The organism is Labrenzia sp. C1B70, from assembly GCF_000475395.1.
Classification (GTDB): Bacteria; Pseudomonadota; Alphaproteobacteria; order Rhizobiales; family Stappiaceae; genus Roseibium; species Roseibium algicola.
Genome location: NZ_AXCE01000045.1, coordinates 12,245 through 38,927 on the forward strand (window position 1 = coordinate 12,245; position 26,683 = coordinate 38,927).

Here is a 26,683-nt window from a genome sequence, read left to right on the forward strand (position 1 = left end):
CACATCACCTGCAATCGCATATACAACCCTTCATTGCATGCGCGTCGTCGGCTTTTGCCGTCGGCGATTGCGTGAACGTGAGTTCCTTTAGCGATCTGCGTCCAGTCTGCCGCTGCCGAAGTGGTGTGCCGGGCGGAATGTCTCTGGCAGAGGAACAACAGGTTCTCTGCCGGTCATCTCCGCCACCAGAGCATCCGCTATCAGATGTGCAATCCCGAAGGATATCTTGAAGCCGCCTGTTGCCGCGAAGGCGGTGTCAAAGCCAGGCAGTCTTCCAGCCAGCGGGTCCCGCCTGTGATTGCGGGGCCGGATACCGGCCCAGTCGGAAAGAACCTCGCGGCCCTTCAATAGCGGACAAAAGGCGGTGGCGCGTTCCAGCAGTTCGGCTGAACGGACTGGAGAGGGGGCGGCGTCTTCAAAATCCCGGTCGGATGTGCTGCCAATGGCGACGGTACCGTCGTCATGCGGCACGACGTAAAGCCCGTCGCAATAGATCGCTGGCCTGTCTTCCAGTCCCTTGCCCTCCAGCACAAGGGCCTGGCCTTTCTCTCCACGTCCGATGCGTTCGCCGGTCAGCGTTTCGATCAGGTCGAAGGCCGCAAATCCACCCGAAACGACGAATTGCCGAGTCTGAATCGAGGTCTGCCCGTCGGCGAGCAGAACGGTCTGTGTTGCATCGTCATAACCGACCGCTTCAACGCCTTCCCGCAGGATGCCGTTCTGGCGGACGAAGCTGGCAAGGCTTGCCAGATAAGCCCTCGGGGAGATCCGCGCGGCAAGGGTTTCATAGACGATGCCGAAGGGAGCGGCTTTCGCGTCCAGCCAGTCAGACCGGCTTCCGGCAGGTTCAACCACATAGGAAAAGCCGGTTTCCTGAGGTTGCCAGCGCAGCTTGCTTTCTTCCGCTCGCTCCAGATGGTGCTCCAGCTTGTCGGCTGTCGTCAGCGGCAGGATGCGTCCACAGCGGTGATAGCCGCAGGGAAGCCCTGTTTGGCTTTCCAGTTGGCGGATGCGGTCTTCCAGACACAGCAGGGCCTGGAACTGGAATTCCTTCTTGGGGTTCCAGCGTGCCGGCATGTGCGGCATCAACGCCCCCAGCACACCTCCACTGGACCCGGCGCCGACGTGGCTTTTCTCCAGAACTACCACCTTCAGTCCGGCCTCGATCGCTGCCCGGGCAACAGCGAGACCGAAAATACCGGCTCCGGCAATGGCAACATCGAAAGTTTCGGCGTCGGTTGCTGCCATGGGGCGGGGTCCTTTGAGATTGATTGATCCTGCCGGCTCTCTTATGAGAACGCGTTGCAAATGGCAAAGGCTGATGGGTGCGCCCCGAAGGAAACCTCAAGATCATGTCGATCAAGGCACCGGATCTGGAATGGCTGCAGGGCGATGTGCCCCGGGCTGAAGGCTTCAACGACACGTATTTTTCCAAGGCCGGGGGGCTTGCGGAAACGCGTCATGTGTTTCTGCAAGGAAACGGCTTGCCTGGCCGCTTCGATGGCTGCGAGCGTTTCACCATTGCAGAGTTCGGCTTCGGGACAGGCCTCAATTTCCTCACCACCCTTACGGCATGGCAGGAAAGGACCAATCGGCCGGACCTGACCTTCCTGACCTTCGAACTGTTCCCGATGTCGGGAGAGCAACTGGCACGGTCCCTCGCGGCCTTTCCCGAACTGGCCCCGCTGGCAGAAGAGCTGCTGCAGGCCTGGTCGCCTGAGCCGGGTTGGAACAGCCTGAAAATTGCCGGAGCCAACCTCCAGATCGGCATTGGCGATGCGCGTGAGCTGATCGGTGAGCTGAACGCCGGAATGGCAGGTGAGGGCGAGGGAGGAGAACCGGCAATTGCCCCCATCGATGCCTGGTTTCTCGACGGTTTCAGTCCGGCTCGCAATCCGGAGCTCTGGGACGCGGACCTTCTGAAGGTGGCGGCTGACCTGACGGCCCATGGCGGAACACTGGCAACTTACACGGCTGCCGGCTGGGTTCGCCGCAATCTTCAGGCTGCCGGGTTCGAGATTGAAAAGGCTGAAGGCTTCGCCGGCAAACGCGAAATGGTGAAGGGTCGAAAACCTTGAGGTGGGCGATTGCCTCCATTTACTCCGTAACTGTCTCCAGCATCCACAAGCGGAACTTCTGCATGGCGCTGGTCTCCTCTCGCGACTTCAGCCAGGTCAGCCAGTAGCTTCCCGTCAGGACACTGGTCTGGAAAGGCTGCACGATCGCGCCGGACGCGAGGGGGCGGCTGAACATTGCTGTCGGCACCAGTGCGACGCCTGCGCCCTGCGTGACGGCTTCAACCATCGCAAGAGAACTGTCGAACATCCAGCCACGCGCCCGTGGTGGCGGCAGTTTCGCTGCCTGGAACCACATGGCCCATTCATCCAACCTGTAGGATCTCAGCAAGGGCTCGTGCACAAGGTCTGCCGGCTTGGATAGCCGGGCAGCGATTCCAGGTGAACAGATAGGCGATAGCGGGGCGTCCATCAGCTTGACCGCGTTGGTGGCATGCCAGGCCCCGTCGCCGAAGCGCAGGAAACAGTCGAGACCATCTGCCAGAATATCCGCGCGGTTGTTGTTGGTTTTCAGCCGGAGATCGATCTGCGGATGGGCCCTGGCAAAGCCGGAAAGGCGGGGCAACAGCCAGCCAGTCGCGAAAGTGGCGACGGCGCCGACTGTCAGCACCTCCCGGTAGTTGCCATCCTCGAACCGGCTGAGCGCATCGCTCATCCGCCGGAAGGCATCGCTCAGTACAGGTAACAGCGCCAGTCCTTCATCCGTCAGGGCAACGCCGCGCGGAAGGCGCTCGAACAGCGACACCTGCAACACGTCCTCCAGCGCCTTCACCTGGTGGCTGACGGCAGTCTGCGATACCCGCAGTTCCAGGCCGGCGCGTGTAAAGCTGCAGAGCCTTGCAGAGGCTTCAAAGGCTCTCAAGGCATTGAGCGGAAGTTTCGAGACGTCCATCCGGATCCAACTTAGGCCAAGTTTTACTCATGTCTAACCTCAGTATTCATCATTTGCGTTATATCTGAGGCAGCGGCACTGTCGCGGTGTCCCGAAGACGAATGGTGCGGGGGGGCGACACACCACACCGGTTCGGGCTGTTTGTATTCATCATTGGAGTTGAAGATGAAACTCTGGACACGCCGTAACGCGTTGACGCTTTCCCTTGCCTTTTTTGCCGGGTTTCCGGCGATTTCCGGATTGGCACACGCCGCCGGGTTCGATCCCGCACCACTTGAGAAAACCGTCACCGGTGCCGAGAGCCGACTGTCTGCCCGGATCGGGGTTGCGGTGCTGGATACGGAAACCGGCAAGACCTGGACCCACCGCGCCGACGAGCGTTTTCCGCTCAACAGCACCTTCAAGGCCTTTCTGTGTGCGGCCCTTCTGGAAAAGGGCGAGCAGGGAGAGGTTCAGCCGGAACGCCGCGTGAAGATCCGCTCGCAAGACCTCGTCTCCTATTCGCCGGTTACCGAGAAAAAGATCGGCTCCGGAGGAATGACCTATCTGGAACTGTGTGAAGCGGCCGTTGCGATCAGCGACAATGCGGCGGCCAATCTCGTGCTGGAAGCTGTCGGTGGACCGGCAGGACTGACGGATTACCTTCGGGGTATTGGCGACACCATCACCCGGCTGGACCGGACGGAGCCGGGTCTCAATGAAGGCCGGCCGGGCGATGCCCGTGACACCACCACCCCGGCAGCGGCAGTTGCCACGTTGCAGAAACTGGTTCTGGGCAATGCCCTTTCGTCCACCGCCAGGGCCCAGCTGACAGGCTGGCTGCTGGACAACAAGGTGGGCAACGCGACCCTGCGTGCCGGGCTGCCGGAAGAATGGCCGGTCGCCGACAAGACCGGGGCTGGGGCAAATGGCTCGCGCAACAACATTGGCGTGATCTGGCCCGACGACCGGGAGCCCGTCGTGATCGCGGTCTATATCACGCAGACCGACGCTTCCTTTGACGACCGCAACAAGGCGATTGCCGATATCGCAGCCGCACTTGCCGAAAGTCTCCACGACTGAGTTTTCTTGTCCGGGCGGATCCCTTCATTCGCCCGGGCGCCTCTGCCTCTGGAAATGTCCTGCCGCTTCCGACGGAGTCAGCCTTGTCCGTTCCAAGAACCTTGTTTGCCTTGCCGTTGGCGCTTGTCGCGGTAGCAGCCGTTTTCTCCCAAGCATCTGCCGAGGAAACACGCGAACAAAAGCGCGCCAGAAGATGCGCCTACTACCAGGAGATCGTCCGGGTGGCGTTCGAAAATGTCAGTCGTTCGCAAATGCGGCCCGGTTTCGTTGCCGAACATGATGCCTTTATTGAAGGGGGGTGTTTCGCGGCGAAAGCCGTTTGCCCGAAAACACCCGCCGAATTCGCCTTTGCCGACATTCTGACGATGATGACCGTCAGCGCAAACATGGGCAGTACCTTTACACCGTTCAGGTGCCCGGCCAGAGCAGAGGAATGAGAAGGTTCAGTTTTGGGCCTTTCCTCAGCAACAGGTGTTTCGATGCGGACCGGCCCGGAAGGGGCCGGCCCAGGGTGCTGGCGGAGGTTACGTCGCCAGCCACCTTCTGCGACCTGGGATGTCGTCTTCTGCCGTTGCGAGGTACCCCGAGCAAACGGGCCACTTCCGCAGGCAAACTGGACCCGCTGACGGATCCGGGCGAACAGCCGGTGTTGAGTAGGCTTCTGAACGCATTCGTCTTTTGGTTCACCAGCCGCCCCAGTCGGCATCCCGGCGTGGTTTATGTGGTCTGATGGATCCACGCCTATCGGGTAAGCGCATCACAAGCAGAAGGGATGCGCTTGATCCATAAACCTAAGGCACAAGTCGGGCGTGTCAAATACTGAGCTGGGAAAAGAATCGAGTCGGGCTGCCTGCAGCCCTGGCACGCCCTCAATCTCAGCGCATTTCCGGCACTGGTGTTATGGCCGCGCCAGTTTCGAACCAGCTTTTCAGGTTGTCGACCACGAGCTGACCCATGGCATTGCGGGTCGCCTGCGAGGCGGAACCGACATGCGGCAGTACGGTGACCCTTGGCAGTTTCAGAAGGGCTTCGGGCACATGCGGCTCGTTCTCGAAGACGTCGAGACCGGCACCGTAGATCGTGCCGTTTTCAAGGGCCGCGATCAATGCGGCCTCGTCGATGACGGTGCCACGGCCGATATTGATGACGATGCCATCCGGCCCGAGTGCTTCCAGCACCTCTGCATTGACCGCATGTTTCGTTTCCGCGCCACCAGGCGCCACCACCATCAGCGTGTCGCAGGCGGCAGCCAGCGCCTTCGGCGTCGCGTGATAGGGGTAGGAGACGTCGTCCTGTTTGCTGCGTCCATGGTAATGGATCTTCATGCCGAAGGCTTCGGCCCGCTTGGCAATCGCCTTGCCGATGCGCCCCAGACCAAAGATGCCGAGCGTACGTCCCTGCATGGTCGCCCCGGTAAGCCTGTAGGGCCCCTTGCTTTCCCAATTGCCCTGGCGAAGCCACTGTTCGGCCTGGCCGAATTCGCGGATGGTCATGATCATCAGCCCGACCGCCGTATCGGCAACTTCTTCCGTCAGCACATCGGGCGTATGGGTCACCATCACCTTCGCCGCCAGGCAATCGTCCGTGTTGACGTGGTCATAGCCGACACCGAAACTGGAGACGATCTCCGCGTTCGGGATTTTCGCAAGCAACTCGGCGTTGACCGGCCCGAATGCCATGGCAACCCCACGGATTTTCCCGCCGATTTCCGCCAGCAGCGCCTCCGGATTGTCGGCCTCGTAGAGCCGGTGCACGGTAAAGGCGGCATCAAGCTGCTCCTGAACGATCGGCAGCATCGGGCGGGGCATCAGAATATCGATGGAGGTCATGGCAGGTCCGGTGGGGTGATGAAGAAAGGTGAGGTGACCTTAAGGTCTTCGGTTGGGGGAGAAAAGAGCCGAATGGGCAGAGTTGGTACGCAAATTTCGTCACCCTCGAAGCGCTTTCGGCTCACTTCGTCAGTGAAACGGCGTATTCCGCCGTCATTCCGGACAAGTGAGACAGGTGTCGAGCGCCGATCCGGAATCCAGAGATATGTCGCGCCATGCGCGGCAAATTGAGTGTTCGCTTTGCTCACGCTGACACGCTGGGTTCCGGATCGGCATGCAGCGTAGCTGCACTTGTCCGGAATGACAGGGTGGGCAGGTTCTTGGGCGTAACTGCAATTCTGAATATAGCGGCCGGCGTTTAACGCGAGTGGGGCGGCGTGCTTTCTGGAAACTTTGGTAATCGGAGTCGGTCCGTAAACTGTCCAATGAAAAGGACACTTATCCCAAAGCGAGGGTGGCTGGAAGTTGGCCAAGGAAGAGGTCTAATTGCGATTGCACAGGTAATGCCTGATTGCGAGACGAACTCTACAGGCGTTCTCAGGCAAATCCCCCCATTGCCCCCAGGCGCCATTTCCCCTAAAAGACGCCGCAGAATTCCTGAGAATCCCATCAGATTTTGAAAGCGGAGAAGCGGAGCCCCATGGCGCGCCAGTTCATCTATCACATGCATGGCCTGTCCAAGGCCTATAACGACAAGAAGGTTCTCGACAACATCCATCTCTCGTTCTACCCGGACGCCAAGATCGGTATCCTGGGCCCGAACGGTGCGGGTAAGTCGACCCTTCTGAAGATCATGGCCGGTATCGACAAGGAATATACCGGTGAGGCCTGGGCGGCCGAGGGTGCGAAGGTCGGCTATCTGCCGCAGGAACCGCAGCTCGACAACACCAAGACCGTGATGGAAAACGTCATGGAAGGTGTTGCCCACAAGCAGGCAAAAATCGACCGCTACAACGAGTTGATGATGGACTACTCGGACGAAACCGCCGAGGAAGCCGCACAGCTTCAGGACGAGATTGACGCGCAGGATCTGTGGAACCTGGAAAGCCAGGTGGAAATGGCGATGGAAGCCCTGCGCTGCCCGCCATCAGATGCAGCCGTCGACAATCTTTCCGGTGGTGAGCGCCGCCGCGTCGCGCTCTGCAAGCTGCTGCTGTCCGAGCCGGACCTGCTGCTGCTGGATGAGCCGACCAACCACCTGGACGCTGAAACCGTTCACTGGCTGGAGCGTCACCTGCGTGAGTTCAAGGGCTCCGTCCTGATCATCACCCACGACCGCTACTTCCTCGACAATGTCACGGGCTGGATTCTGGAGCTCGACCGCGGTCAGGGCATCCCTTACGAAGGCAACTACTCGGTCTATCTGGAAAAGAAGACCAAGCGCATGGAGCAGGAAGGCCGCGAGAACATGGCTCGCTCCAAGGCGATTGCCCGTGAGCGCGAGTGGATGGGCATGAGCCCGAAAGGCCGTCAGACCAAGTCGAAAGCCCGTATCCGGGCCTTTGAAGACCTCTTGACCGCCCAGGAAGAGCGTCAGCCGTCCATCGAACAGATCCTCATCCCGGTTGGCGAGCGTCTCGGTGCCAACGTCATCGAAGTCGATGGTGTTTCCAAGGGCTTTGAAGACCGTCTCTTGATCGACAACCTGTCGTTCAAGCTGCCGCGCGGTGGCATCGTCGGCGTGATCGGCCCGAACGGCGCCGGCAAGACGACCCTGTTCAAGATGCTCACCGGTCAGGAAACGCCGGACAAGGGCAAGGTCGTCGTGGGCGACAGTGTGCACCTTGGCTATGTTGACCAGTCGCGCGATGCGCTCAACCCGAACAACACGGTCTGGGAAGAAATTTCCGGCGGTGCCGAGGTCATCTACCTCGACGACAAGGAAATCAACTCCCGTGCCTATTGCTCGTCCTTCAACTTCAAGGGAGCTGCCCAGCAGGCCAAGGTCGGCGACCTTTCCGGCGGTCAGCGCAACCGCGTGCATCTGGCCAAGGTCTTGAAGAAGGGCGCCAACGTTCTGCTGCTTGATGAGCCGACCAACGACCTCGACACCGAGACGCTGGCAGCTCTGGAAGACGCGTTGGAAAACTACGCCGGCTGCGCCGTTATCATCAGCCACGATCGTATGTTCCTCGACCGTCTGGCCACACACATGCTCGCCTTTGAAGGCGACAGCCATGTGGAATGGTTCGAAGGCAACTTCGAAGACTACGAAAAGGACAAGGTCCGCCGCCTTGGCGCGCATGCCGCCGACCCGCGCCGGATCAAGTACAAGCCGCTTACGCGCTAAGCGAACGGCCTGGAAGCTGAAATGGGGGGCGTGCCCCCTGTTTCCCGAATGTGCCGGCCCCGGAAACGGGCCGGCATCTTTTTTGCCCGGCGGTATAAACCGGCCACCGGCAATTTTTGTCCTTGCGAGCGGCACAAGGCATGTTCCACAGAACTCTCGTCTGTCTGTTTGCGGCCTTCGCCATCGCCGTTCTCGCCTCGTTTCTGGCGGCAGTCGGCTGGCCCGTCGATCTGCTGGCTCATTTTCAGACCCAATATGTTCTTGCCGGACTGCTGTTTGCTGCAGGGTTCGTCTTCTTCCGGAACTGGAACATGGCGGCACTGGCTATCTGCCTGTCGGTGGTCGCTCTCATGCGCATGGGCATCTTCGACAACGGACGCTTCGCCCCAACCGCCAATGCGGCAGAACCGGCGATCAGCGTCGTCACCGCAAATCTCTTCGGCAGCGCCGCAGCGCTCGGCAATCTGGTTGAGGAAAACAGCGCCCGCGGCTTCGATCTCATGATCCTCACGGAGCTGCCGGTACCTGCCGACCAAGGGCTGCTCGACCGGTTTGAAGGCATGCTGCATGTGGCCGGAACGCCCGATCAGGCGCTTGGTGGACGTCCCGCCGCAGTTATCCTCTCGCGCACTGCGCCGCACAGCGTTGAACTGATCCCTGTAGGCGGGAACCCATACGCGATTACAAAAGCGATTTACTGCGGTATGCAGGCGGAGCCCTGTGTGAGTGTCCTTGCAGTTCACACACTGCCGCCTTTCAGGCGTGACTTCTATCTGCACCAGGCGGACATCCTTCAGAAGCTTGCATCCGAAGTGTCGAGGACGCCGGGACCTGTTCTTGTTGCCGGCGACATGAACGCCGCCTCCTGGGCGCCGCTGCTGAAACGGTTTCAGGAAACGGCAGGGGTGCGCAAGGCAGTCTGCGGCAGCCGTTGGACCCCGACTTGGCTTGCCCCTGTTCCGGGCATCGGTCTCGAACTCGACCATTTTTTCGTCAGGAGCGGGCTTGCGGTCAAAAACTGCGAACTCGGACACTTCAACGGTTCCGATCACTGGCCGGTCTTTGCCGAATTTACTGTTGTCGACGGCAAGTCGTCCGACTGATCTTCGGCGGCAAGCCTGCGTCCACCCGGTCAAAGCGCCATGGACACGAGACAATGCAGTCCGCATAAAAGATTTCCATTCAGAACGTCGGGGATTTTGCCCTGAAGAGCCGGGTTCAAGTCAGACAGATGCTGCAAGCCGCTTCGGACATAAAGACAAGTCTCCTGCGCACGGATCCCGGCGGCCTGCGGCTGATGCGCGGCGTTCATCTGATGCTGACCGTGCTCGGAGCGGTCTTCCTGGCAAATGTCGTGGCAAGCTTCGTGCCCGGTCAGTCGGCCTTCAAACTGGCCGTTCTGGCAGCCGCGAGCGGCGGCCACTGCCTGATGTTCACGCCGGTTTCCACCAGAAAGGCCGAGGTCCTCGGTATCCTGAAGCTTGGCGTTCTGCTGACGACCCTGTTTGCTCTTGGCGCTGTTGTCGCCGAGATGTCGGGGAAAAGCGCCTCAACCGTTCTGCAAGGGCTCTGGATCGCCGCGATCATGCTCGGCTTTGCCATGCAGGGGCTTGGTCCCTTCTGGCAACGCGCTGGGCGCAGCATGGCGATTTGCTGGCTTTTCGTGGTCCTCGGCAACGTCGGAGGATCGCCCGGCCTCTGGCTTCCGGTCATGGCGGTGCTTGGAATGGTGACAGCGCTCGTGGTTCGCACAGGGCCCTGGCGGCCTTCGACATACCGAACCTACCTGCGGGTCGAGGCTGCAAATCGTCAGGCGATGGCAACCTATCTGAGGCAGCTGTCAGGCCGGGCGACCGGTTCGTCCGGCGATGCGGCCGTTCGGATCAGGGATCTGGCGAAGCTGCGCATGGAGCTTCAGGTCTGTGCCGATCTGCTCAGACCGGAAGGTGAGTTGCAGGGCATGTCGCCGGAAGCGGCTATCATGGTGGAACTTGCCCTGGAAGTGGTGGGCGATGCGCGCGACCAGCTGTCCCGGGACGCACGCACCCGACTGGCACAAGATGACGGCTTTGGCCGTGCGGTCGACCGGCTTGTCCATCGCCTTGAAACCGGTGAGGGCGTTCCGGAAGAGAGCGATGTCGGGGAAGGCAAAACCGGCGAAAGCGCACCTGCCGCGAGCTGGCTGCAGGCCGATGCGGCAGTAACGGCACATGACCGGTTTCAGGAATTGCGCATTGCCCAGGCTTTCAAGCGTCTGTGGCTGCTGGCGGCAAAAGACCAGCCGGTTCGCCTGAGCCTCGGTACGGATGACGACAGCCGCGAGGGCGGCTGGTTGCGGAAGCTTTCCTGGCGCTTGTCACTTCAGGCAGGTGTCGCAGCCGGGATCGGCTTTTCCCTTGGGCTCGCGTTCGATCTCAATCACGCCTATTGGGTCACGCTCACCATCATCATCGTGCTGTCGAACAGCCTCGGGGCGACACTGCTCCGAACCGCACAGCGGATAGGCGGGACGGCGGGCGGCGTTGTTCTGGCCATGCTGGTCGACCCGGCCCTGGCGGAGTTTCCGTCCGTCAGGCTGGTACTGGTTGTCATTGCCATACCCGGGGTCATCGTTTTCCTCGACCGCAATTACGCCATCGCCTCCGGTATCATCAGTTTCCTGGTGGTCATGGGGCTTCAGACGCTTGAAGGTCTGCCCATCGATGAACTCTGGTCGCGTCTCTACGACACGATGATTGGCGCAGGCGTGGGGCTTGCCGCGGCATGGCTGCTGTTTCCCAACCGCACTGGCGCAAGCTTCAAGGAGCTGGCGTCCGATTACCTCAACGCCTGCCGAAGTTGCCTGCGGGCGGAAGGCGGCAAGGCGGATACGGACCTTCAGGATCTCGCCCGGCTTCGAACGGCAGCGAGCACGCTGATCGCCACCGCCAGGTCCTATCGGATCGAGCAAGCTCCCTGGTCGTCGTTCACACGCTCCGCCAGCGACCTCAACATGCTGGTAATCGTGCTGGCCCAATACGTGGTGCTTTACCGCGAAGCCCGTTCCGACGTCACGCGGGAAACGGTGGAAGCTCAGGCCAGGTCGGGGATAGATGCGCTTGTCGCTCGCATGGACAAGCGTCTGGAAGATGAGTTCTCGGCTGTCCTGGATGGACGCCCGCGGCAGACCGTCCCGGGCCTGGAGGATGACTGGATGACAGCCATGCCCGAGGGCGCAACAGGCAATCTTGCGCTGGAAACCGGTTGGGTTGCGATGCTCTACCACGCGCGGAAAATCGTCCGATGCCTGGACGGCTTGCGCAAAGAGAAATTCCTCTCCGAGCCAACCTGAAAAGAGCCGTATCCGGTTCAAATCTCGAGCGCAGCGGATCGATCTTTCGCGCTTATGAAATCATCAATGAGTTTTGTTGGTCAGGAAGGCGCCAGCGCCCTAGCATCGCCTCTCGACAGTGACAGGAAACCCCGCATGACAGACCAGCTTCAGCTTCTTGCCAATGATTTTCGGATTACGCCTGCATTCAGGACAAGCGGCAAGGTGGAGGGCGTTTTCAGGACAGTCTCTGCGGAAGACTTCAGGACCACTGCAACGGATGCTTTGGAGATGACGTTCGAAGGCATTTCGGGAGACCGGCATGGCGGATACACCCGGAGGTCCGGTGGCCGCGAACCCTGGTATCCGCGTGGCACCGAAATGTGCAATGAGCGCCAGATATCCATCCTGTCCGCCGAGGAACTATCGTTGATTGCCACTCGCATGGAGATTGCCGAACTGAAAGCCGAATGGATCGGCGGCAACATTACCTTGTCCGGCATTCCCAACCTTACGATGGTGCCACCGCGCACCCGGCTGGTGTTCGAGGGCGGTGTGGTTATACGTGTGGACGGTGACAACAAACCCTGCCGTTTCGCAGGCGAGGCGATTGCCGAAGCCAATCCCGGCCGGGAAGGACTGGACCTGTTGTTCCCGCAAAAGGCAAAGCGCCTGCGAGGCCTTGTTGGCTATGTCGAAATCCCGGGGAAGGTTGCGGCGGGCGAGGCGGTCACCGCTCATGTTCCCGAACAGTGGATCTACGAGCGCATCTGATTTTAAGGCTCGCAGCGATGGAAACCTGTTTCCCGAGGGGCCCGATATTCTCTAGTCTGGATGCTCTGTCATAACCTTCCAACAGGAGCCTCCATGCTGCCGATCCACCACATGATCGACCAGGCGCCACAGCCGGTCGCGCCATTCTCCCATGCCGTCGAAATTGACGGCTGGGTGTTTGTAACCGGCCAGATGCCGACACTGCCGGACGATCCGGACGCCCCGCTACCGGAAGGCATAGAGGCGCAGACTGTGCGGGTGATGGAAAACCTGAAGCTCGTTCTGGGCGGCCTCGGGCTCGGCCTTGAAAACACGACTTTCATTCGTGTCTATCTGACTGAATTCAAGCGCGATTATCAGGCTATGAACGACACCTACCGGTCATTTTTCGAACCCGGAAAATTGCCGGGTCGTACCTGTATTGGCGTGTCGGGCCTTGCCGTCGATGCATTGGTCGAGATCGATTTGATCGCCCGGCGGCCGTAACGGCCGGCTACCCGCAAATCCCATCCGGGGTTGTGTGTGACGGACACGGATCCGCTTTAAGCACCGGTGTCAGTCCTCGGTTGGGGACGTATCGTCAGCTTCCAGGCGTTTCGCACATCCCCAGGAGCTCAGAACGTCATTCATTTCGTCCAGCACGAAGAACCGGGCAGCGTCACGGTCATAACCTTCGTCCAGTAACGTGTCGTAGTCGGTCAGGGCGTGCCGGACATGACTGGTAGTGGCCTGCCAAAGGGCAATGCCGGGCGGCAGATGGCGCAGGTGTCCGGCGAGCGCAATTTCGAGAATGGCTTCAGCATCTGAAAAGGGAACGCGCGGCAGCAGGACCCGCAAGGCCTTGCGCATGTCTTTTTGCCGCTTGGTGCCGCCGGTCATGAACAGGTCCCGGTTTTTCGTGGTTGAGACCGGAGAGGTAAACAAATCCCGGACGGATTAGAAGAGGTCTGGTGGAATTGGTCCGGATCGCCGGTCAGGCGCGAAAGAACTGAAAGCTGCTGGCTCCGGCAGTACCGGACAGGGGAAGCCCTGCAACCCTTCCATTTTCCCTGGCATCGGCAAGAAGGTCCTCGAAAGGCAGGGGAGCGCTGAAATGGTATCCCTGGACCAAACGGCAATGCATCGCTTCCAGAAGTTCCAACTGGTTGCTTTCTTCAACGCCTTCCACCACGCACTGCATCTTCATGGACCGGCACAGGTTGACGATGGAGGTCACGACGCCGCTCGCGATCGGGTCCTTGATACCGGCAACGAAACTGCGGTCGATCTTGACGCAGTCGATAGGCAGTCGGTGCAGGTAGCCAAGGCTGGAATAACCGGTGCCGAAGTCATCGAGCGCGAGTTTGACACCGGCATTGCGAAGAACCTGCAGACAGGTTTCAGCCGCTTCATAACTGCCGATCACGGAAGTCTCGGTAATTTCGAAGGTGATCCGCCGCGGGTCTATCGCCGCGCGGCGGATGATCTCGAGCAGCGCAGCCACTGTCTCGGCGGAGGTGACGTCATGTGCGGACAGATTGAAGGATAGCGAGAGCGTTCCGGGCAGGGCCTTGATCTGCTCGACCGCCTTTTCGAACAGCGACAGGGTCAGCCTGTGGATCAGGCCGGCGCGCTCGGCAATGGGAATGAACTTGTCGGGGGCAATCCTGCCAAGCTGCGGGTTGTCCCACCGCGCCAACGCCTCGAAGCCGACAACGAACCGTTCCGGCAACTGGACGACAGGCTGGAAATAGACCTGGAATTCGCTGGCAAGATCTGCGCTTTGAAGCGCGGCCTCGATGGCCCGTTCCGAGCGGATGCGGGCTTCATGTTCAGCCGAATAGACCGTCGTCCGGCCGCGCAGGCTGGTCTTGGAATTGTAAAGGGCGTAGTCGGACCGGTCGAACAGAACATGGGCAGAAGTGCCGGCGTCAGGATAGAACGCAATGCCGCAGGACGCGCCAACGGAAACCTGCAGTTCACCGATCCGATAGGGGCGGCTGATCAGTTCGCAAATAGACTGCCCCGTCGAGGCTGCCTCGTAGATGTCTCCGAGATAAAGGAAACCGAACTCGTCGCCGCCGAGACGGCAGATCTCGACATTCGGCAGTCCAAGGCTTTTCAGGCGCGAGCCGACTTCCATCAGCAATTGGTCGCCCAACTGGTGGCCGTAGGTGTCGTTGATGGGCTTGAACCGGTCCAGGTCGACGACGCCGACCGCAAACTGCCGGTCCGTGCCTTCCACTTCGCTGATCAGGGCTTCAAGCCGGTTGAAGAAATAGCGTCGGTTCGGCAGGTCGGTAAGCGCGTCGGTTTGGGCAAGCTTGGAGTTTTCTGCGTTGAGACGCTCCGTTTCTTTCTGTTTGGCGGCGAGGTCCGACTGCGATTCAATCAGTTTGCAGAACCCTCGATAGCCGTTCAGGAGAACCTGCAGGACAACCAGGCACACCAGGAAGATATTGAGCCCTATGGCAATGTAGACGTCCTGGTTCTGGCCGAGATAGTGCACCAGATAAGGGATCGTCACGATCACCATGACCATCAGGGCAGCCTGCGGCAAATGCATCAGGCAGAAGATACAGCCGATGACGGTGATGGCGATGAAAAGCGCCACATGACCGCGCTCCGCAGGTCCGCCATAGCCGTCCAGGCTCAGCGACCAGGCAATGTAGATGACGGACACCAGACTGCCGAGAATGACAGTCTGCCGCATCTTGCTGATCGCTTCTTGCGGTGTCGGGTCAACTTTGCGGGCGCGTATCCAGGCCACCATGCGAAAGGTCGTGATCAAGAGGATCGGCGCAAGAATTCCGACGGTCAGATAAGTCGGCGCGATATCGAAATGGGTATAGGCAACGGCAACCGCATTGACCATGAGGAGGGCATAGAGCGACGGAATCTGGGTCTTGAGCTCATTGTACTGAGCCTGTGCAATTTCCGGATGGCGAGGATCGATCATCATCCATCTCAGGAAAGCCCTGATTTTTTCCATCATTTTCTCCATTGATATTTCTTCTAATCAAAATGAGATAAAGAATTGTTATGAAGGCGACTTTCCTGACTTTGCGTCGCATTGGGGTTCTTGAAGAGTTAAAGCGCCTATAGGAAATGCTGACGCGACGGTTACGAAATATTTCAAGGCGAAAACCGTGTGATCGTGCAATCAGGCACTAAGTTGGGCCGGCGCCGGACAACGGTTCATCGCAGGATATTATAGTGACATTTCTTGCATGCTCCCGCCACGCTTGGCAAATAAACGTGGCTGCCAAGGCAGGCTTGTCGGCGGGAAATGCTCTGGTCGCTTCACAATAAGATAAGCAGACTATTTTTTTATCTTTGAAATACGCTATATAGACGGCTATGGCAGATCGTACTCGAACCCGGCTTTTGAACGCGCTGAAATCCTCCGGCCCACAGACTGCGGCAGATCTTGCCAGCGGGTTGAAGGTGACGTCAGTGGCTGTTCGCCAGCATCTGGACGGCTTGCTGCAGGACGGGCTGGTGGACTTCGATGATCAGAAAGGTTCGGTCGGCCGGCCCAAGCGGGTCTGGGACCTGACACCGGACGGGCACAAGCAGTTTCCCGACAACCATTCCAACCTGGTGCTCGGGTTGATTTCCGGTCTGAACGATATTTTCGGCGAAGAAGGTGTCGACAAGCTTATTGCTCACCGTGAAGCGCAAAGCCGGAAATCCTATTCCGAAGCGGTTGGCAAGGCACCGGATCTGCGCGGCAAGCTGGAAGTGCTTGCCGATCTGCGCAACCGGGAAGGCTACATGGCCGATCTTGTTCCCGAAGGGGCAGGCTATCTGCTGATCGAAAATCACTGTTCGATCTGTGCCGCGGCAACGGCCTGTCAGGGGTTCTGCAGGTCGGAGCTCAATCTTTTCAAGGATGTACTTGGGCCCGGTGTCTCGGTCGAACGTACCGAACATCAGCTCTCGGGCGGTCGTCGCTGTGTTTACAGGATTGAGCCCGCGGCCTGATCAGGCGTCGGTCTCAGTCGAGGAGTGTTTTGCGTGTCAATCGCCAGGCCGCTGCTTGCGCGGCTCATCGACCGGTATTTCCATCCGTTCGAAACCCACATCAAACCGCTGGAACTGCCTGTCACGCCTCTTCCGGATGAAGGGCCGCTGAAGCTGGTCTGGCATTTCGCGATGATGTTCCGCTGGCAACTGGTAATCGTTTCCTGTCTGGCGATGATCTCCTCCGGTCTGGGTCTTGCGGGCATCTGGGCGATAGCTTTCGTGGTCGACGGTGTGACCGAGGCAGGTGCGCAGGCGTTTCTGAAAGACAACCTCACCATCCTGGCCGGTTTCTTCCTCCTCTTCGTGATTATTGATCCGCTCGCCTTTCTCCTGCGCCAGACCTTTGCCTTCCAGACCGTGCGCATTCTATTGCCGGCGGCAATGCGCTGGCAGGCGCACAAGGCCGTGGAAGCCCAGGACCTGGCTTTCTTTGAGGACACATTCGCCGGTCAGGTTGCCTCCCGCATTGCCCAGGTCACCATGTCGGTCCACCGTCAGATGATGCTGTCCATCGAGACGGTTCCATTCCTGGTCATTCAGTTTGGCGGTTCGTTCCTGCTGCTTCTGGCCATGGCCTGGCCGCTGGCCATTCCGGTATTGTTCTGGATCTGCGCGAATATCCTCGTCGCCTGGTTGGCGATCCCGGCCTATCTGCAGCGCTCTGCCAAGGTGGCGGCTGCAAATTCCAAGGCCACCGGCGCGATGACCGACGTTTATTCCAACATCGCGATGGTCAAGCTGTTTGCGGCGGAAGATTCGGAAGCCGGTGCCATTCGCAAGGTTATCGGCGAAACAATCGACACCAGGCACAGTGAGAACCGGTCCTATATCCTGACCGACAGCGGCGTCTATTTTCTGAACGTGCTGCTTATCCTGGCTGTGGTGGTCATTGGTTTCTGGGGCATGATGGAGGGGTGGGTCTCGATTGGCGACTTTGTCGCCGGGCTGACCGTCACACGCTCGCTGTCCCACGCTTCATCCAGCTTCATAGGGATCGGACAGTCGATCACCAGCACGCTCGGTACGATCCGCGATGCCATGCCGATCATGACGAGCCGGCCGGCAATCATCGACCAGCCGGATGCCGGCGAGCTGAATGTCAGCGCCGGGGAAATCCGCTTCGACAACGTGTCCTTTGCCTATCAGAGCGACCGCAAGCCGGTCCTGGACAAGTTCGATTTGATCATCAAGCCGGGTGAACGTGTCGGTCTGGTTGGCCTGTCTGGCGCCGGCAAATCGACCGCTGTGTCTTTGCTGATGCGCTTGCGGGACGTGACCGAGGGCCGGATTTCGATCGACGGACAGGACGTGCGCGATGTCACCCAGGCATCTCTGCGCAGCCGGATCGGCGTTGTCACCCAGGACATCTCCCTTTTGAACCGGTCGATCCGCGACAACATTCGCTATGGCAGGCCGGAAGCCACCGACGAGGAGATCCGTGCGGTTGCCCGTGCTGCCGAAGCGCTCGATTTCATTGAGGAGCAGAAGGACAGCAAGGGCCGGACGGGGCTGGATGCCCATGTGGGCGATCGCGGTGTCAAACTCTCCGGCGGTCAGCGCCAACGTATCACGATCGCCAGGGTGCTTTTGAAAGATGCGTCGATCCTGATCCTCGACGAGGCAACCTCTGCCCTCGATAGTGAAGCCGAGCTTGCCATTCAGCAGAACCTCACCCGCATGATGGAAGGGCGCACCACGCTGGCCGTTGCCCACCGTCTGTCGACCATTGCCGCAATGGACCGGCTCGTGGTGATGGATCAGGGCCGGATTGCGGAAGAAGGTACACACCGCGAGCTGCTTGCCTCCGGTGGTCTTTACGCTGCGCTCTGGGAACGTCAATCAGGTGGTTTCCTGGCGCTCAGCGCTGCTGAATAGGGTCTGGTGAAAAGCTCCCTGCTTGCGTGAGCTTCCCACAGGCTGGTGCTTCGGGAAAATGTCAGCTTGTGTTGATTTTCCGAAATCCGGCTGACAATACTCCTCTCATGGACAAGAGAGACCGCGCCGTACTTTTTCGCGAACGCCTGTCGGATGCCTTGCGCAGCCGGGATATGAACCGATCGGATCTGGCACGCGGTGCCGGGCTCGACCGGTCGACCGTTTCCCAGCTGTTGTCGGAAGATGCACCCCGCCTGCCAAACGGGCAGGCATTGGCTGCCATTGCGACAGCGCTCAGCGTTTCTTCCGACTGGTTGCTTGGTCTTTCCACCCACCGCGGGGCCGCGGCCGAAATCCTGGATCAGGCAGTTCAGGTGGCCGAGACCGAGCGGCACCCGGTCGATGAACATCTGCTCGCCTGGTACCGCGATGCGGTCGGGGCGAAGATCCGGCATGTGCCCGCTAACCTGCCGGATGTCCTCAAGACCGAAGCTGTTCTGGCTTTCGAATACTCCGGCGAAACGTTGCGCACCGCCGACCAGGCCATAACCGGCACCAGGGATCAGAGGGCACTCCTCAGCCGGGCGGAATCCGACATGGAAATCGCCCTGTCGAAAGAGGCGCTGGAAGGTTTTGCGCGCGGGGAGGGGCTATGGCAGGGGCTTCCGGTTGACCTGCGTCGCGAACAGCTGGAGGTCATGGGGCTTACCTTGAGCGAGCTTTACCCCTCGCTACGACTGCACCTCTTCGGCGCGACCGACCGGTTCTCCGCACCTTTCACGGTCTTCGGGCAGAAATGGGCGGCACTCTACCTCGGGCAGCGCTACCTGGCGTTTTCCAACACGCGCCACGTCCAGCTCTTCTCCAGCCACTTTGACGACCTGGTTCGCCACGCGGTCATCCGCTCGCATGAGGCAGGTGATTTTGCCGTTCAACTGGCGCGCCAGCTCGACTGACGTCTGTTCGTTTTTAGCTGCAAGAAATGGTCACCTTGCAGCCATGGATATCTTGTGAGCCGCAGGCACAGCCCGGTTGGGTCGATCAGCAGCAGGCGTGCGCCTCGAGAAAGCCTGTTTCCCGGAAACCTTCACCTTGAAGGACGACGCAAGGCCCCCGCTGACGCTTTGATCCTAGGCGTGGGCGGACTTCGCGGCTTCCACCGACTTGGCTGGATGAAAGCTTTCCGCTTCGGCCATTTCCCAATAGGTCGAGTAGCCCGGAATGTTGTGCGACTTTTCCAGGAGGGCCCCCTTCTTCAACCAGGAGAGCGCGACGCTGGCCGGCATGATTTCGCGAAGACCTTCGTGCAGGTAGAAATGTTCCGGCTTGAACTCGCGCGGATGGCTGAGCCCGGCGGCGGCAGAAAAATCCCGAAGGGACTTCAGCGTGTTGCGATGAAAATTCGCGACGCGCTGTGCCTTGTCGGGAACAACCAGGGCCTGCTGGCGCTTGGGATCCTGCGTGGCGACGCCGGTGGGGCAACGATTGGTGTGGCAGCTCTGGGACTGGATGCAGCCGACTGCGAACATGAAGCCGCGCGCAGAGTTGACCCAGTCAGCGCCCAAAGCCAACGCCCCTGCAATGTCGAATGCGCTGATCAGCTTGCCGGCGGCACCGATCCGGATATCTTCGCGAAGACCCGTGCCAACCAGGCAGTTGTGTACGAAGGTCAGACCCTGGCGCAGAGGGGTTCCCAGCCTGTTGGCAAATTCCACCGGTGCGGCGCCTGTCCCGCCTTCGGCGCCGTCGACCACGATGAAATCCGGCTTGATGCCGGTCTTCAGCATGGCCTTGACGATGGCCATGAATTCCCAGCGATGACCGATGCACAGCTTGAAGCCGACCGGCTTGCCACCTGAGAGCTCCCGCAACTGAACGATGAAATGCAGCAGTTCAACCGGGGTCGAGAAAGCGGAATGAGAGGCAGGTGATATGCAGTCGGTGCCGATCGGAACGCCGCGAGCTTCGGCGATTTCTTCCGTCACTTTCGGTCCGGGCAGCACACCGCCATGACCAGGCTTGGCCCCCTGGCTCATCTTGATTTCGATCATCTTGATCTGCGGTTCGACAGCCTGCTTGGCGAACTTTTCGGCATCGAAAGTGCCATCGTCCGCGCGGCAGCCGAAATAGCCGCTGCCAAGTTCCCAGACCAGATCGCCACCACCTTGCCGGTGATAGCGCGAAACGCTGCCTTCCCCGGTGTCGTGATAGAAACCGCCTGCCTTGGCGCCCTTGTTCAAAGCCAGAATGGCATTGCCGGAGAGCGAACCGAAGCTCATGGCCGAAATGTTGTAGAGGGAAGCCGAATAAGGCTGTTTGCAGTCCGGTCCGCCAATCGTCACGCGCATGTCTTCATGGTTGTGCGGTTTGGGACAGATCGAATGGTTCACCCAGCCATAGGAAGTGTCGTAGACGTCAAGTTCTGTACCGAACGGCAGAACATCCTCGATATCCTTCGCCCGGTCATAAACCATGGAGCGCCGCTCCCGCGAAAACGGTCTGCCGTCCTGGTTGCTTTCAAAGAAATACTGGCGCAGTTCCGGCCGGATCGCTTCGAACAGGAAACGGAAATGACCGGAAACAGGATAGTTGCGCAGGATCGCATGTCGGGTCTGGCGGACATCGAGATAACCGATCGCCGAGAGCACTGCAAAAACCAGAAATGGCCAGACGAAGTAGCCGCTGAGGGCAAACGTCAGGACAAGTGCAACCAGGGCAAGTACGATACAAAGAATGAAAACGGTATAGCGGGCGGGAAACACGGACGGGTGACTCCTATTCGGCGGGCTGTCTAGTTGTGTCAGGCTGCGGCCAAAAAGGAAAGAGCGATCAACACTGTTGATCGCTCTTGCATGGAACCGATTTGAACTCAGACCATGTGGTGCACGTTCAGCTTGTTGCCGTCCAGGTCCCGAAAATAGGCGGCATAAAAGCCGTTGTCGGCGCGCTGGCCGGGCTTGCCTTCGTCCGCCGCGCCAAGCTCGATGGCTTTGCGGTAGACCGCATCGACCTGTGCCCGGTTCTGGGCGGACAATGCGACCATGACGCCATTGCCGACGGTCGCCTGTTTGCCGTCATAAGGAATATGCACGGAAAAGGCTGACGTGGTCGGCTGGTTCGCCCAGACGATGAAGTCATCGAACTCCATCAGCCGCTGTGCGCCGAGTTCAGCCAGCAATGCGTCGTAAAACGCTGCTGACCGCTTCAGGTCGTTGGTTCCCAAAGACGTATATCCGATCATGATTTTCTCCTGAAAATTGGTGTGTGCGGTGCCGGCGTGATGGATTTAGGTGTTTGCAAAAATGTTTGGAATAGGCAGATTTAAGGTGGAAGTTTTCAAATTTGAAAGAACATGATGGATTGGAACTACCTTCGAACGTTTCACGCGGTCGCCGAGACCAGCAGTCTCGGCAAGGCTGCTGAAAAGCTCGCAATCAGCCATGCCACGGCGTTCAGGCACATCCGTTCTCTGGAAGAGCAGCTTGGCTCCAGATTGTTCGAAAAGGTGAAGGGCCGTTACAGACCGACCGAGGCTGGTGCCGAAATTCTGGACCTGGCGCAGTCTGTTGTCGTTGCCATGGAGGACATCGATCGGCGAATATCCGGGGCGGATCTGGCTTTGAAGGGGCGAATTCGATTGACGGCCCCTGCAAGTTTCGCAGCCCATTTCCTTCCCGGTTATCTGCGCGACTTCAGAGCCCGGTTTCCCGACATCACCGTTGAGCTGCTGACTTCCAACGAGGAGATCAACATGTCCAGCAGGGCTGCGGAGATTGCCTTGCGGGTCACGTCATCTCCGCCCGAACACCTGATCGGACGCAAGGTCGCAGATATTCCCTGGGCCTATTTCGCAAGCCAGACCTATCTGGAGCGCAAGGACGCGCCGTCGAATTCGGCCGATCTCACAACACATGACCTGATTGGCGCAAGCGGACTGCTGTCCCAACGGCCTGGCTTCCAACAGATGGACAGGACGCATCGCGACAGGATCGCGGTTCGAAGCGATGATCTGATGACCATGGCTGCATTGGCGCGCAAGGGGTTGGGGATATGTCTCGTTCCGGTGGATGTCGCACAAGGCGGCTTGCAGAAACTGGCCCTCGCCAATGATGTACCAGCAAATGAGCTCTGGGTGCTGACCCATCCCGACCTTCGCTCTGTCGAACGGGTCGCCTGCATGACGCGGTTTCTGGCAACAGCCTTCGGGGCCGAAGCCGCGTTTTCAGATACGTAGCTTGGTTTTAGACATCATAGTCTAATCAGATCCTGTCAGCGCCGATCATCGATAGGAGCCGTTCTGCCGTACCTCGCGCACCCGGTTCGCTTGCCATGATGTCTGCCACCCGTTTGGCGCCGACACGATACACAGGGTCTTCGAGCTGCATCAGCGCCCGGGCGAGTTTCGAAGGAGTGAGCGACTTTTGCCGGATCGGTGCAGGCCCGGCTCCGATCTTGTGAACCTGGGCGCCCCAGAAAGGCTGATCGCCAAAGACGGGACAGACCAGCGAAGGTTTGCCCCAGCGCAGGGCTTCGTGGGTGGTGCCGGCACCACCGTGGTGGACGATTGCCGCGCAACGCGGGAAAAGCCAGCTGTGAGGTGCTTTATCCAGCAGGAAGACGCGGCCTGAAAGTGTCCGCGGCAGGCTTTGCCCGGACAATCCTCCCCAGCCCGTCGCCAGGATCGCACGTTGGCCGGTTTGTTCCAGGGCTGCAAGCACGGTTTCTGTCAGCTTTGCCGGGTTCCTGCTCGGCATGGAGCCAAAGCCCAGATAGATTGGCTCCGGGCCGTTTTCCAGAAACGAAGCCAGATCTTCCAGCGGAACGTAGTTCGGATCAGGTTCGGTCAGCCAATAGCCGCAGGCCCAGTTGTTCTCCGGCCAGTCTGGTGGTGTTGGCACGAGACCGCGGGAAAAAGCCTGAAGGGACAGCGGCGATCCTCCGCCGGGCATATGGCCGTCCATCAGATCGCCCGAATGGGCAGGGGCATCCTTCGTCCCCGCTTCCGCGCGGACGGCCTTTGCGAGCGGCGCGATACCCAGCCGCATCAGGGAGCGACCGATGGCAAAACTTTGCCGATTCAGGAAGGGACCGAGGTCGGGCAATCCAAAAAGCGGTAGCGGAAAGGAACCCGTTGCCGCGCTCACCGGCTGAAGCGCTGTCGGCAGGGCGGGTACGTCGAGATGACGCGCCACAAGCGTCAGGACAGTTGCCTTGAGATTGAACAGGATAAGGTCCGGTTTTTCCTGCATGCCGATCTGCCAGAGGCGCCGGGCGGCCTCCTTCTGCAGATCGATATTCTTGCGGGCTGCACGGATTTTGCCCTTCAACGTGAACAGCGCAGCCTGAATGTCCTCATTTTGCAGAAGGGCTTGATAATCGAGTGGAACCGGCCGTGACCGGGCACCGGCGGCGGTGATCATGTCATCGAAACCTTCTCCCGTCGTCACCACGACGTCGGCTCCCATCTTTGCCAGGTCGTGTGCCAAGGCAACATAGGGCTGAACGTCTCCGCGCGTGCCCAGAGAGGCAATGAGGATCTTCTTTCGGGGAGTTGGCATCAGGGCCTCGGTTCGGAAAACTGGCGGGGCTTCGGTAGGCTTCCCTCAGATGGCGGCCCGCAGCTGCAATTGCAACCGTAGCGTGGATCGCCTAAGCCAGTGCGAAGCGGCAAATGGTCCTCGGAGGAAACGATGCAAACCAGATTCGCAATTGGTACCCGCGGGCAGGGCCTTTACGAATTCACCTCGTCGGTGGCTGAATGGCTTGCAGAATCGGGTGCGGAAGACGGCTTGCTCACACTGTTCGTTCGCCACACATCCTGTTCGCTGCTGATCCAGGAGAATGCGGATCCGGATGTGCAGCGCGACCTGAAGGCGTTTTTCGAACGCCTGGTTCCGCCCGCAGATCATCCTTCCATGAATTATCTGGTGCATACCCTGGAGGGACCGGACGATATGCCTGCCCACATCAAGGCGGCGATGTTGCCGGTTTCGCTTTCCATTCCCGTCTCGGCAGGGCGCATGGCGCTTGGAACCTGGCAGGGAATTTATCTGTTCGAACATCGGACCCGAGCCCATCAGCGTCAGATCGCCGCTCATTTTCTGCCTGACAGTTAATCGGATGTTTTGTCTGCGCGATCGATGACCGTGATTGAGAAAAAAGGCGCTTTCGGAAAATTTGTGACGATTATCACATCCTGAAAAATTGAAGCCGGTAGAGTGGTTGCATGATCCGGAAATCCGTCTCCGAAAACCGGAAGTCGGTTGCGTTTCAGGGAGATAGTCAGATGCGCACCACCCTTTTCCTTGCCGCACTGTTCCTGGCTGGTCCCGCCATTGCCGATAACGACCCGAACCGCCCAACCGACAGGATCGCGGCAGACCTCGGTATAGAGGAGGCGGTCTTCATCGAGTGTTTCAAACCCGTCAATCCGGAGCCGGGCAAATATCCCAGCGGTGCCCAGCAACGGGCGAACAAGGCGCTCCTGCTGCCGTGCCTGCAAAGGGCCAACTCTGCCATCACCAATGATCGCCTGGACGCGGTCATGGACCAATACCGGCCTGAGGGCGCTTTCCGGAAAGAAGATTGTTCCCGCAAGTCCGCAAACCGGCCCGTTATGCAGCGTTGTGTCTTCCTGAAAGTCGAGTAACGGTCACTTACTTGCGAAGTGCCGGAAGACCAACCCCGGTGCTTTCAAAACCACCATCGGAAGCAATCACCTGCCCGGTGACGTAACTCGCCTGCTCGGAGCATAGAAAGGCGATTACTTCGCCAATTTCCGTTTCCGAGCCATAGCGGTTGAGCGGGATCGCGTCGTGATAGGCATCGATGATGTCCTGGCTGTGCACCGCCATCGCCAGCTTGGTGCGCACGGGGCCCGGGCAGACACAGTTGGCACGAATGCCGTATTCGCCAAGTTCCGCTGCCTGTTGCTTGGTGAGCTGGATGACGGCGGCCTTGGAGGTTCCATAGGCAACTCGCAACGTTGACGCGCGCAGGCCGGAAATGGAGGCGATGTTGACGATGGCGCCACGGGTTTTCTTCAAGGCGGGAACGACAGCTTGAGAAACCAGAAACACGCCGTCGAGATTGGTCTCCATGACCCGCCGCCACATGGCAAAATCCGTCTCCTCGATCGGGCCGAATTCGGCGACGCCGGCATTGTTCACGACGGCATCCAGCTGATCGAATTTCTGCAAGATGGCAGGGATGGTTGCCTCGACCTGCTCTGCGATGGAAACGTCACAGATAAACGGAACGGCACCTGCCAGACCTTCGGACGCAATCGCGAGTTCGTCGACATCCCGGTCAAGCATGGCAACTTGCCAGCCGCGGCTCAGCATGAGCTTTGCCGTCGCAAGGCCGATGCCCCGGGCAGCACCGGTGATGAGGATGGTTTTCTGGGTCATGGGGGGAGATCCGTTCAGGGCAGGGGAAGGGGAAGCGGGCCTGTTGAGAGGGTCAGCGCATTGAAATACAGACGCGAATGGAACCGGCATTGTCCGGCAGCGCGATATCCTTGTCGTTGATGCGGAAGGCATAGACACCGGCCGGATCGCGCGAGTTGACGGCGAGCGCGGCAAACTCCGCGAACGGCACAATGCGGCCCGCCTGATCTCGCACAAGCATCTCGCCGAAAGCGTAGGATTGGTCAAACTTGTAGCCGTAGAGCGGGCCTAGCCGGCGGGCGTCTTCGCCCGTGTAGCCACGCGGGCCGACAGCCTTGTACATGCCGGCAATCACGCTCCAGCCGCCGGAATACTGCACGCCGGTGATCTTGCCGCCGGGCAGGGACAGTTGCTGCCAGCCGCGTTTCGCCTGAACATCGATGCAATGATCGGCGGCAAATGCTTTGGACGAGAACAAGAGGGGCAGAAGCAGGCAAAGGCGAACAAGGGGCATGGGCTGATCCGAAATGAACTTGCCCCAGAAGATAACAGCCCCGCGTGCGGGTCAAGCTGTGCCCGGGAGCGCTGGTTCCGGATCACGCAAGCCTCACACAGGCTTGCCTTGCAACTATTTGCGTGAAGACCCACATCGTAGGGTGAACGATGAGGGTCGTTCCTCCCCAGACTGGCGCCGGGCTTTTACGAAAAGCTGCGGCGCCTTCTTTTTTCAACTCTTTGTCGATATGCTGACCGTGTGGGCGACAAGGTCGCCAAAACCGGAAATGTGCTCCACTGCGCTCCTGGTGGGCCGGGACGTTGTCCTGGAGAGCTGCATGTGGTGGCCCGCGCCGTCGGACGGGGACGGCGCGGGCTTTAACACCGGCCTGAAAAGGAGGGGCTCAGGACACGGTGTTAGCCGTTGCCGCCAGGATGGCAGCAATCTGGTCTTTCAGATTTAGTCTCTTCTTTTTCAGGTCTTCCAGGACATCGTCGGATGCCGGTTCCACATCTGTCTCGATGCGGTGCACTTCGCGATTGACGGTGTGATATTCATCCGCCAGCCGGGCGAAATGGGCATCACTTGTTTTCAACGCATGCAAAGTGTCTGCGGCTTCCGGAAATTCTTCATGTAACTCGTGTGGCACGTGGCTCATTCTTGCCTCCTTGTAAGAACCACAAG

Annotated in this window: 25 protein-coding genes; 14 read left to right on the forward strand and 11 right to left on the reverse strand. The window is 59.5% G+C overall.

Going from position 1 to position 26,683, the window contains the following annotated elements; genetic code table 11:
* Positions 1 to 87 precede the first annotated feature (87 nt).
* Complete coding sequence (locus tag Q666_RS58070; RefSeq protein ID WP_022997875.1) at positions 88 to 1,248, reverse strand: FAD-binding oxidoreductase; 1,161 nt, start codon at positions 1,246 to 1,248, stop codon at positions 88 to 90.
* A 104-nt stretch (positions 1,249 to 1,352) separates the two neighbouring features.
* Here Q666_RS58070 and mnmD point away from each other — a divergent pair, with 104 nt between their 5' ends.
* Positions 1,353 to 2,078: a tRNA (5-methylaminomethyl-2-thiouridine)(34)-methyltransferase MnmD gene (mnmD, locus tag Q666_RS58075; protein WP_031268144.1), complete on the forward strand. Its 726-nt coding sequence runs from the start codon at positions 1,353 to 1,355 to the stop codon at positions 2,076 to 2,078.
* A 19-nt stretch (positions 2,079 to 2,097) separates the two neighbouring features.
* On the opposite strand, the gene Q666_RS58080 is transcribed toward mnmD, so the two are convergent.
* Positions 2,098 to 2,967 carry a LysR family transcriptional regulator gene (locus Q666_RS58080; RefSeq protein WP_022997873.1) on the reverse strand — a complete coding sequence of 290 codons (870 nt, stop codon included), beginning with the start codon at positions 2,965 to 2,967 and terminating at the stop codon, positions 2,098 to 2,100.
* 165 nt (positions 2,968 to 3,132) lie between these two features.
* On the opposite strand from Q666_RS58080, the gene bla reads away from it, so the two are divergent.
* On the forward strand, positions 3,133 to 4,029 hold the full coding sequence (bla, locus tag Q666_RS58085) for a class A beta-lactamase (RefSeq protein ID WP_022997872.1): 897 nt from the start codon (positions 3,133 to 3,135) through the stop codon (positions 4,027 to 4,029).
* An 83-nt stretch (positions 4,030 to 4,112) separates the two neighbouring features.
* The gene (locus tag Q666_RS58090; RefSeq protein ID WP_152533439.1) at positions 4,113 to 4,466 is read left to right on the forward strand and encodes a hypothetical protein; all 354 of its coding nucleotides are present in this window, start codon (positions 4,113 to 4,115) and stop codon (positions 4,464 to 4,466) included.
* A 438-nt stretch (positions 4,467 to 4,904) separates the two neighbouring features.
* On the opposite strand, the gene Q666_RS58095 is transcribed toward Q666_RS58090, so the two are convergent.
* Positions 4,905 to 5,858 carry a 2-hydroxyacid dehydrogenase gene (locus Q666_RS58095; protein ID WP_022997870.1) on the reverse strand — a complete coding sequence of 318 codons (954 nt, stop codon included), beginning with the start codon at positions 5,856 to 5,858 and terminating at the stop codon, positions 4,905 to 4,907.
* A 640-nt stretch (positions 5,859 to 6,498) separates the two neighbouring features.
* Between Q666_RS58095 and ettA the strand changes: the two genes are divergently transcribed.
* From ettA to Q666_RS58120, 5 genes are all read left to right on the forward strand, one after another.
* A complete protein-coding gene (gene ettA, locus Q666_RS58100; RefSeq protein WP_022997869.1) occupies positions 6,499 to 8,148 on the forward strand; it encodes an energy-dependent translational throttle protein EttA in 1,650 nt (549 codons plus the stop codon).
* A gap of 140 nt (positions 8,149 to 8,288) precedes the next feature.
* Positions 8,289 to 9,251: an endonuclease/exonuclease/phosphatase family protein gene (locus Q666_RS58105; RefSeq protein ID WP_022997868.1), complete on the forward strand. Its 963-nt coding sequence runs from the start codon at positions 8,289 to 8,291 to the stop codon at positions 9,249 to 9,251.
* 128 nt (positions 9,252 to 9,379) lie between these two features.
* Positions 9,380 to 11,479 carry an FUSC family protein gene (locus tag Q666_RS58110; RefSeq protein WP_022997867.1) on the forward strand — a complete coding sequence of 700 codons (2,100 nt, stop codon included), beginning with the start codon at positions 9,380 to 9,382 and terminating at the stop codon, positions 11,477 to 11,479.
* A 135-nt stretch (positions 11,480 to 11,614) separates the two neighbouring features.
* A complete protein-coding gene (locus Q666_RS58115; RefSeq protein ID WP_031268139.1) occupies positions 11,615 to 12,232 on the forward strand; it encodes an MOSC domain-containing protein in 618 nt (205 codons plus the stop codon).
* 93 nt (positions 12,233 to 12,325) lie between these two features.
* Positions 12,326 to 12,718, forward strand: coding sequence for a RidA family protein (locus Q666_RS58120; protein WP_022997865.1), 393 nt, complete (start codon positions 12,326 to 12,328; stop codon positions 12,716 to 12,718).
* A 69-nt stretch (positions 12,719 to 12,787) separates the two neighbouring features.
* Here the strand turns inward: Q666_RS58120 and Q666_RS58125 are convergent, their stop codons facing one another.
* Both Q666_RS58125 and Q666_RS58130 read right to left on the reverse strand, forming a co-directional pair.
* Positions 12,788 to 13,111, reverse strand: a complete 324-nt coding sequence (locus Q666_RS58125) for a DUF2293 domain-containing protein (RefSeq protein ID WP_031268137.1) — start codon at positions 13,109 to 13,111, stop codon at positions 12,788 to 12,790.
* 94 nt (positions 13,112 to 13,205) lie between these two features.
* A complete protein-coding gene (locus Q666_RS58130) occupies positions 13,206 to 15,203 on the reverse strand; it encodes an EAL domain-containing protein (protein WP_208993775.1) in 1,998 nt (665 codons plus the stop codon).
* 368 nt (positions 15,204 to 15,571) lie between these two features.
* Between Q666_RS58130 and Q666_RS58135 the strand changes: the two genes are divergently transcribed.
* The 3 genes from Q666_RS58135 (at position 15,572) to Q666_RS58145 (ending at position 19,071) form a co-directional block, all read left to right on the forward strand.
* Positions 15,572 to 16,198 carry a metalloregulator ArsR/SmtB family transcription factor gene (locus Q666_RS58135; RefSeq protein WP_022997862.1) on the forward strand — a complete coding sequence of 209 codons (627 nt, stop codon included), beginning with the start codon at positions 15,572 to 15,574 and terminating at the stop codon, positions 16,196 to 16,198.
* Between the two features lie 33 nt (positions 16,199 to 16,231).
* A complete protein-coding gene (locus Q666_RS58140) occupies positions 16,232 to 18,115 on the forward strand; it encodes an ABC transporter ATP-binding protein (RefSeq protein ID WP_022997861.1) in 1,884 nt (627 codons plus the stop codon).
* Positions 18,116 to 18,222: 107 nt separating this feature from the next.
* Positions 18,223 to 19,071, forward strand: a complete 849-nt coding sequence (locus Q666_RS58145) for a helix-turn-helix transcriptional regulator (protein WP_022997860.1) — start codon at positions 18,223 to 18,225, stop codon at positions 19,069 to 19,071.
* A gap of 174 nt (positions 19,072 to 19,245) precedes the next feature.
* On the opposite strand, the gene Q666_RS58150 is transcribed toward Q666_RS58145, so the two are convergent.
* Positions 19,246 to 20,877, reverse strand: coding sequence for an FMN-binding glutamate synthase family protein (locus tag Q666_RS58150; RefSeq protein WP_022997859.1), 1,632 nt, complete (start codon positions 20,875 to 20,877; stop codon positions 19,246 to 19,248).
* Between the two features lie 107 nt (positions 20,878 to 20,984).
* On the reverse strand, positions 20,985 to 21,356 hold the full coding sequence (locus Q666_RS58155; RefSeq protein ID WP_022997858.1) for a VOC family protein: 372 nt from the start codon (positions 21,354 to 21,356) through the stop codon (positions 20,985 to 20,987).
* Between the two features lie 111 nt (positions 21,357 to 21,467).
* Between Q666_RS58155 and Q666_RS58160 the strand changes: the two genes are divergently transcribed.
* The gene (locus Q666_RS58160; RefSeq protein ID WP_022997857.1) at positions 21,468 to 22,349 is read left to right on the forward strand and encodes a LysR family transcriptional regulator; all 882 of its coding nucleotides are present in this window, start codon (positions 21,468 to 21,470) and stop codon (positions 22,347 to 22,349) included.
* Between the two features lie 25 nt (positions 22,350 to 22,374).
* Here the strand turns inward: Q666_RS58160 and Q666_RS58165 are convergent, their stop codons facing one another.
* A complete protein-coding gene (locus Q666_RS58165; protein ID WP_022997856.1) occupies positions 22,375 to 23,673 on the reverse strand; it encodes a glycosyltransferase in 1,299 nt (432 codons plus the stop codon).
* Positions 23,674 to 23,805: 132 nt separating this feature from the next.
* Between Q666_RS58165 and Q666_RS58170 the strand changes: the two genes are divergently transcribed.
* Entirely contained in the window at positions 23,806 to 24,231 is a 426-nt protein-coding gene (locus tag Q666_RS58170; protein ID WP_031268134.1) for a secondary thiamine-phosphate synthase enzyme YjbQ, read from the forward strand.
* 170 nt (positions 24,232 to 24,401) lie between these two features.
* Positions 24,402 to 24,764: a hypothetical protein gene (locus Q666_RS65725; protein ID WP_081713368.1), complete on the forward strand. Its 363-nt coding sequence runs from the start codon at positions 24,402 to 24,404 to the stop codon at positions 24,762 to 24,764.
* Positions 24,765 to 24,771: 7 nt separating this feature from the next.
* Here the strand turns inward: Q666_RS65725 and Q666_RS58180 are convergent, their stop codons facing one another.
* From Q666_RS58180 to Q666_RS0134010, 3 genes are all read right to left on the reverse strand, one after another.
* Positions 24,772 to 25,524: an SDR family oxidoreductase gene (locus tag Q666_RS58180; RefSeq protein ID WP_022997853.1), complete on the reverse strand. Its 753-nt coding sequence runs from the start codon at positions 25,522 to 25,524 to the stop codon at positions 24,772 to 24,774.
* Between the two features lie 52 nt (positions 25,525 to 25,576).
* Positions 25,577 to 26,017: a hypothetical protein gene (locus tag Q666_RS58185; RefSeq protein ID WP_022997852.1), complete on the reverse strand. Its 441-nt coding sequence runs from the start codon at positions 26,015 to 26,017 to the stop codon at positions 25,577 to 25,579.
* A gap of 385 nt (positions 26,018 to 26,402) precedes the next feature.
* Positions 26,403 to 26,657 carry a YdcH family protein gene (locus tag Q666_RS0134010; protein ID WP_031268132.1) on the reverse strand — a complete coding sequence of 85 codons (255 nt, stop codon included), beginning with the start codon at positions 26,655 to 26,657 and terminating at the stop codon, positions 26,403 to 26,405.
* Positions 26,658 to 26,683 lie beyond the last annotated feature (26 nt).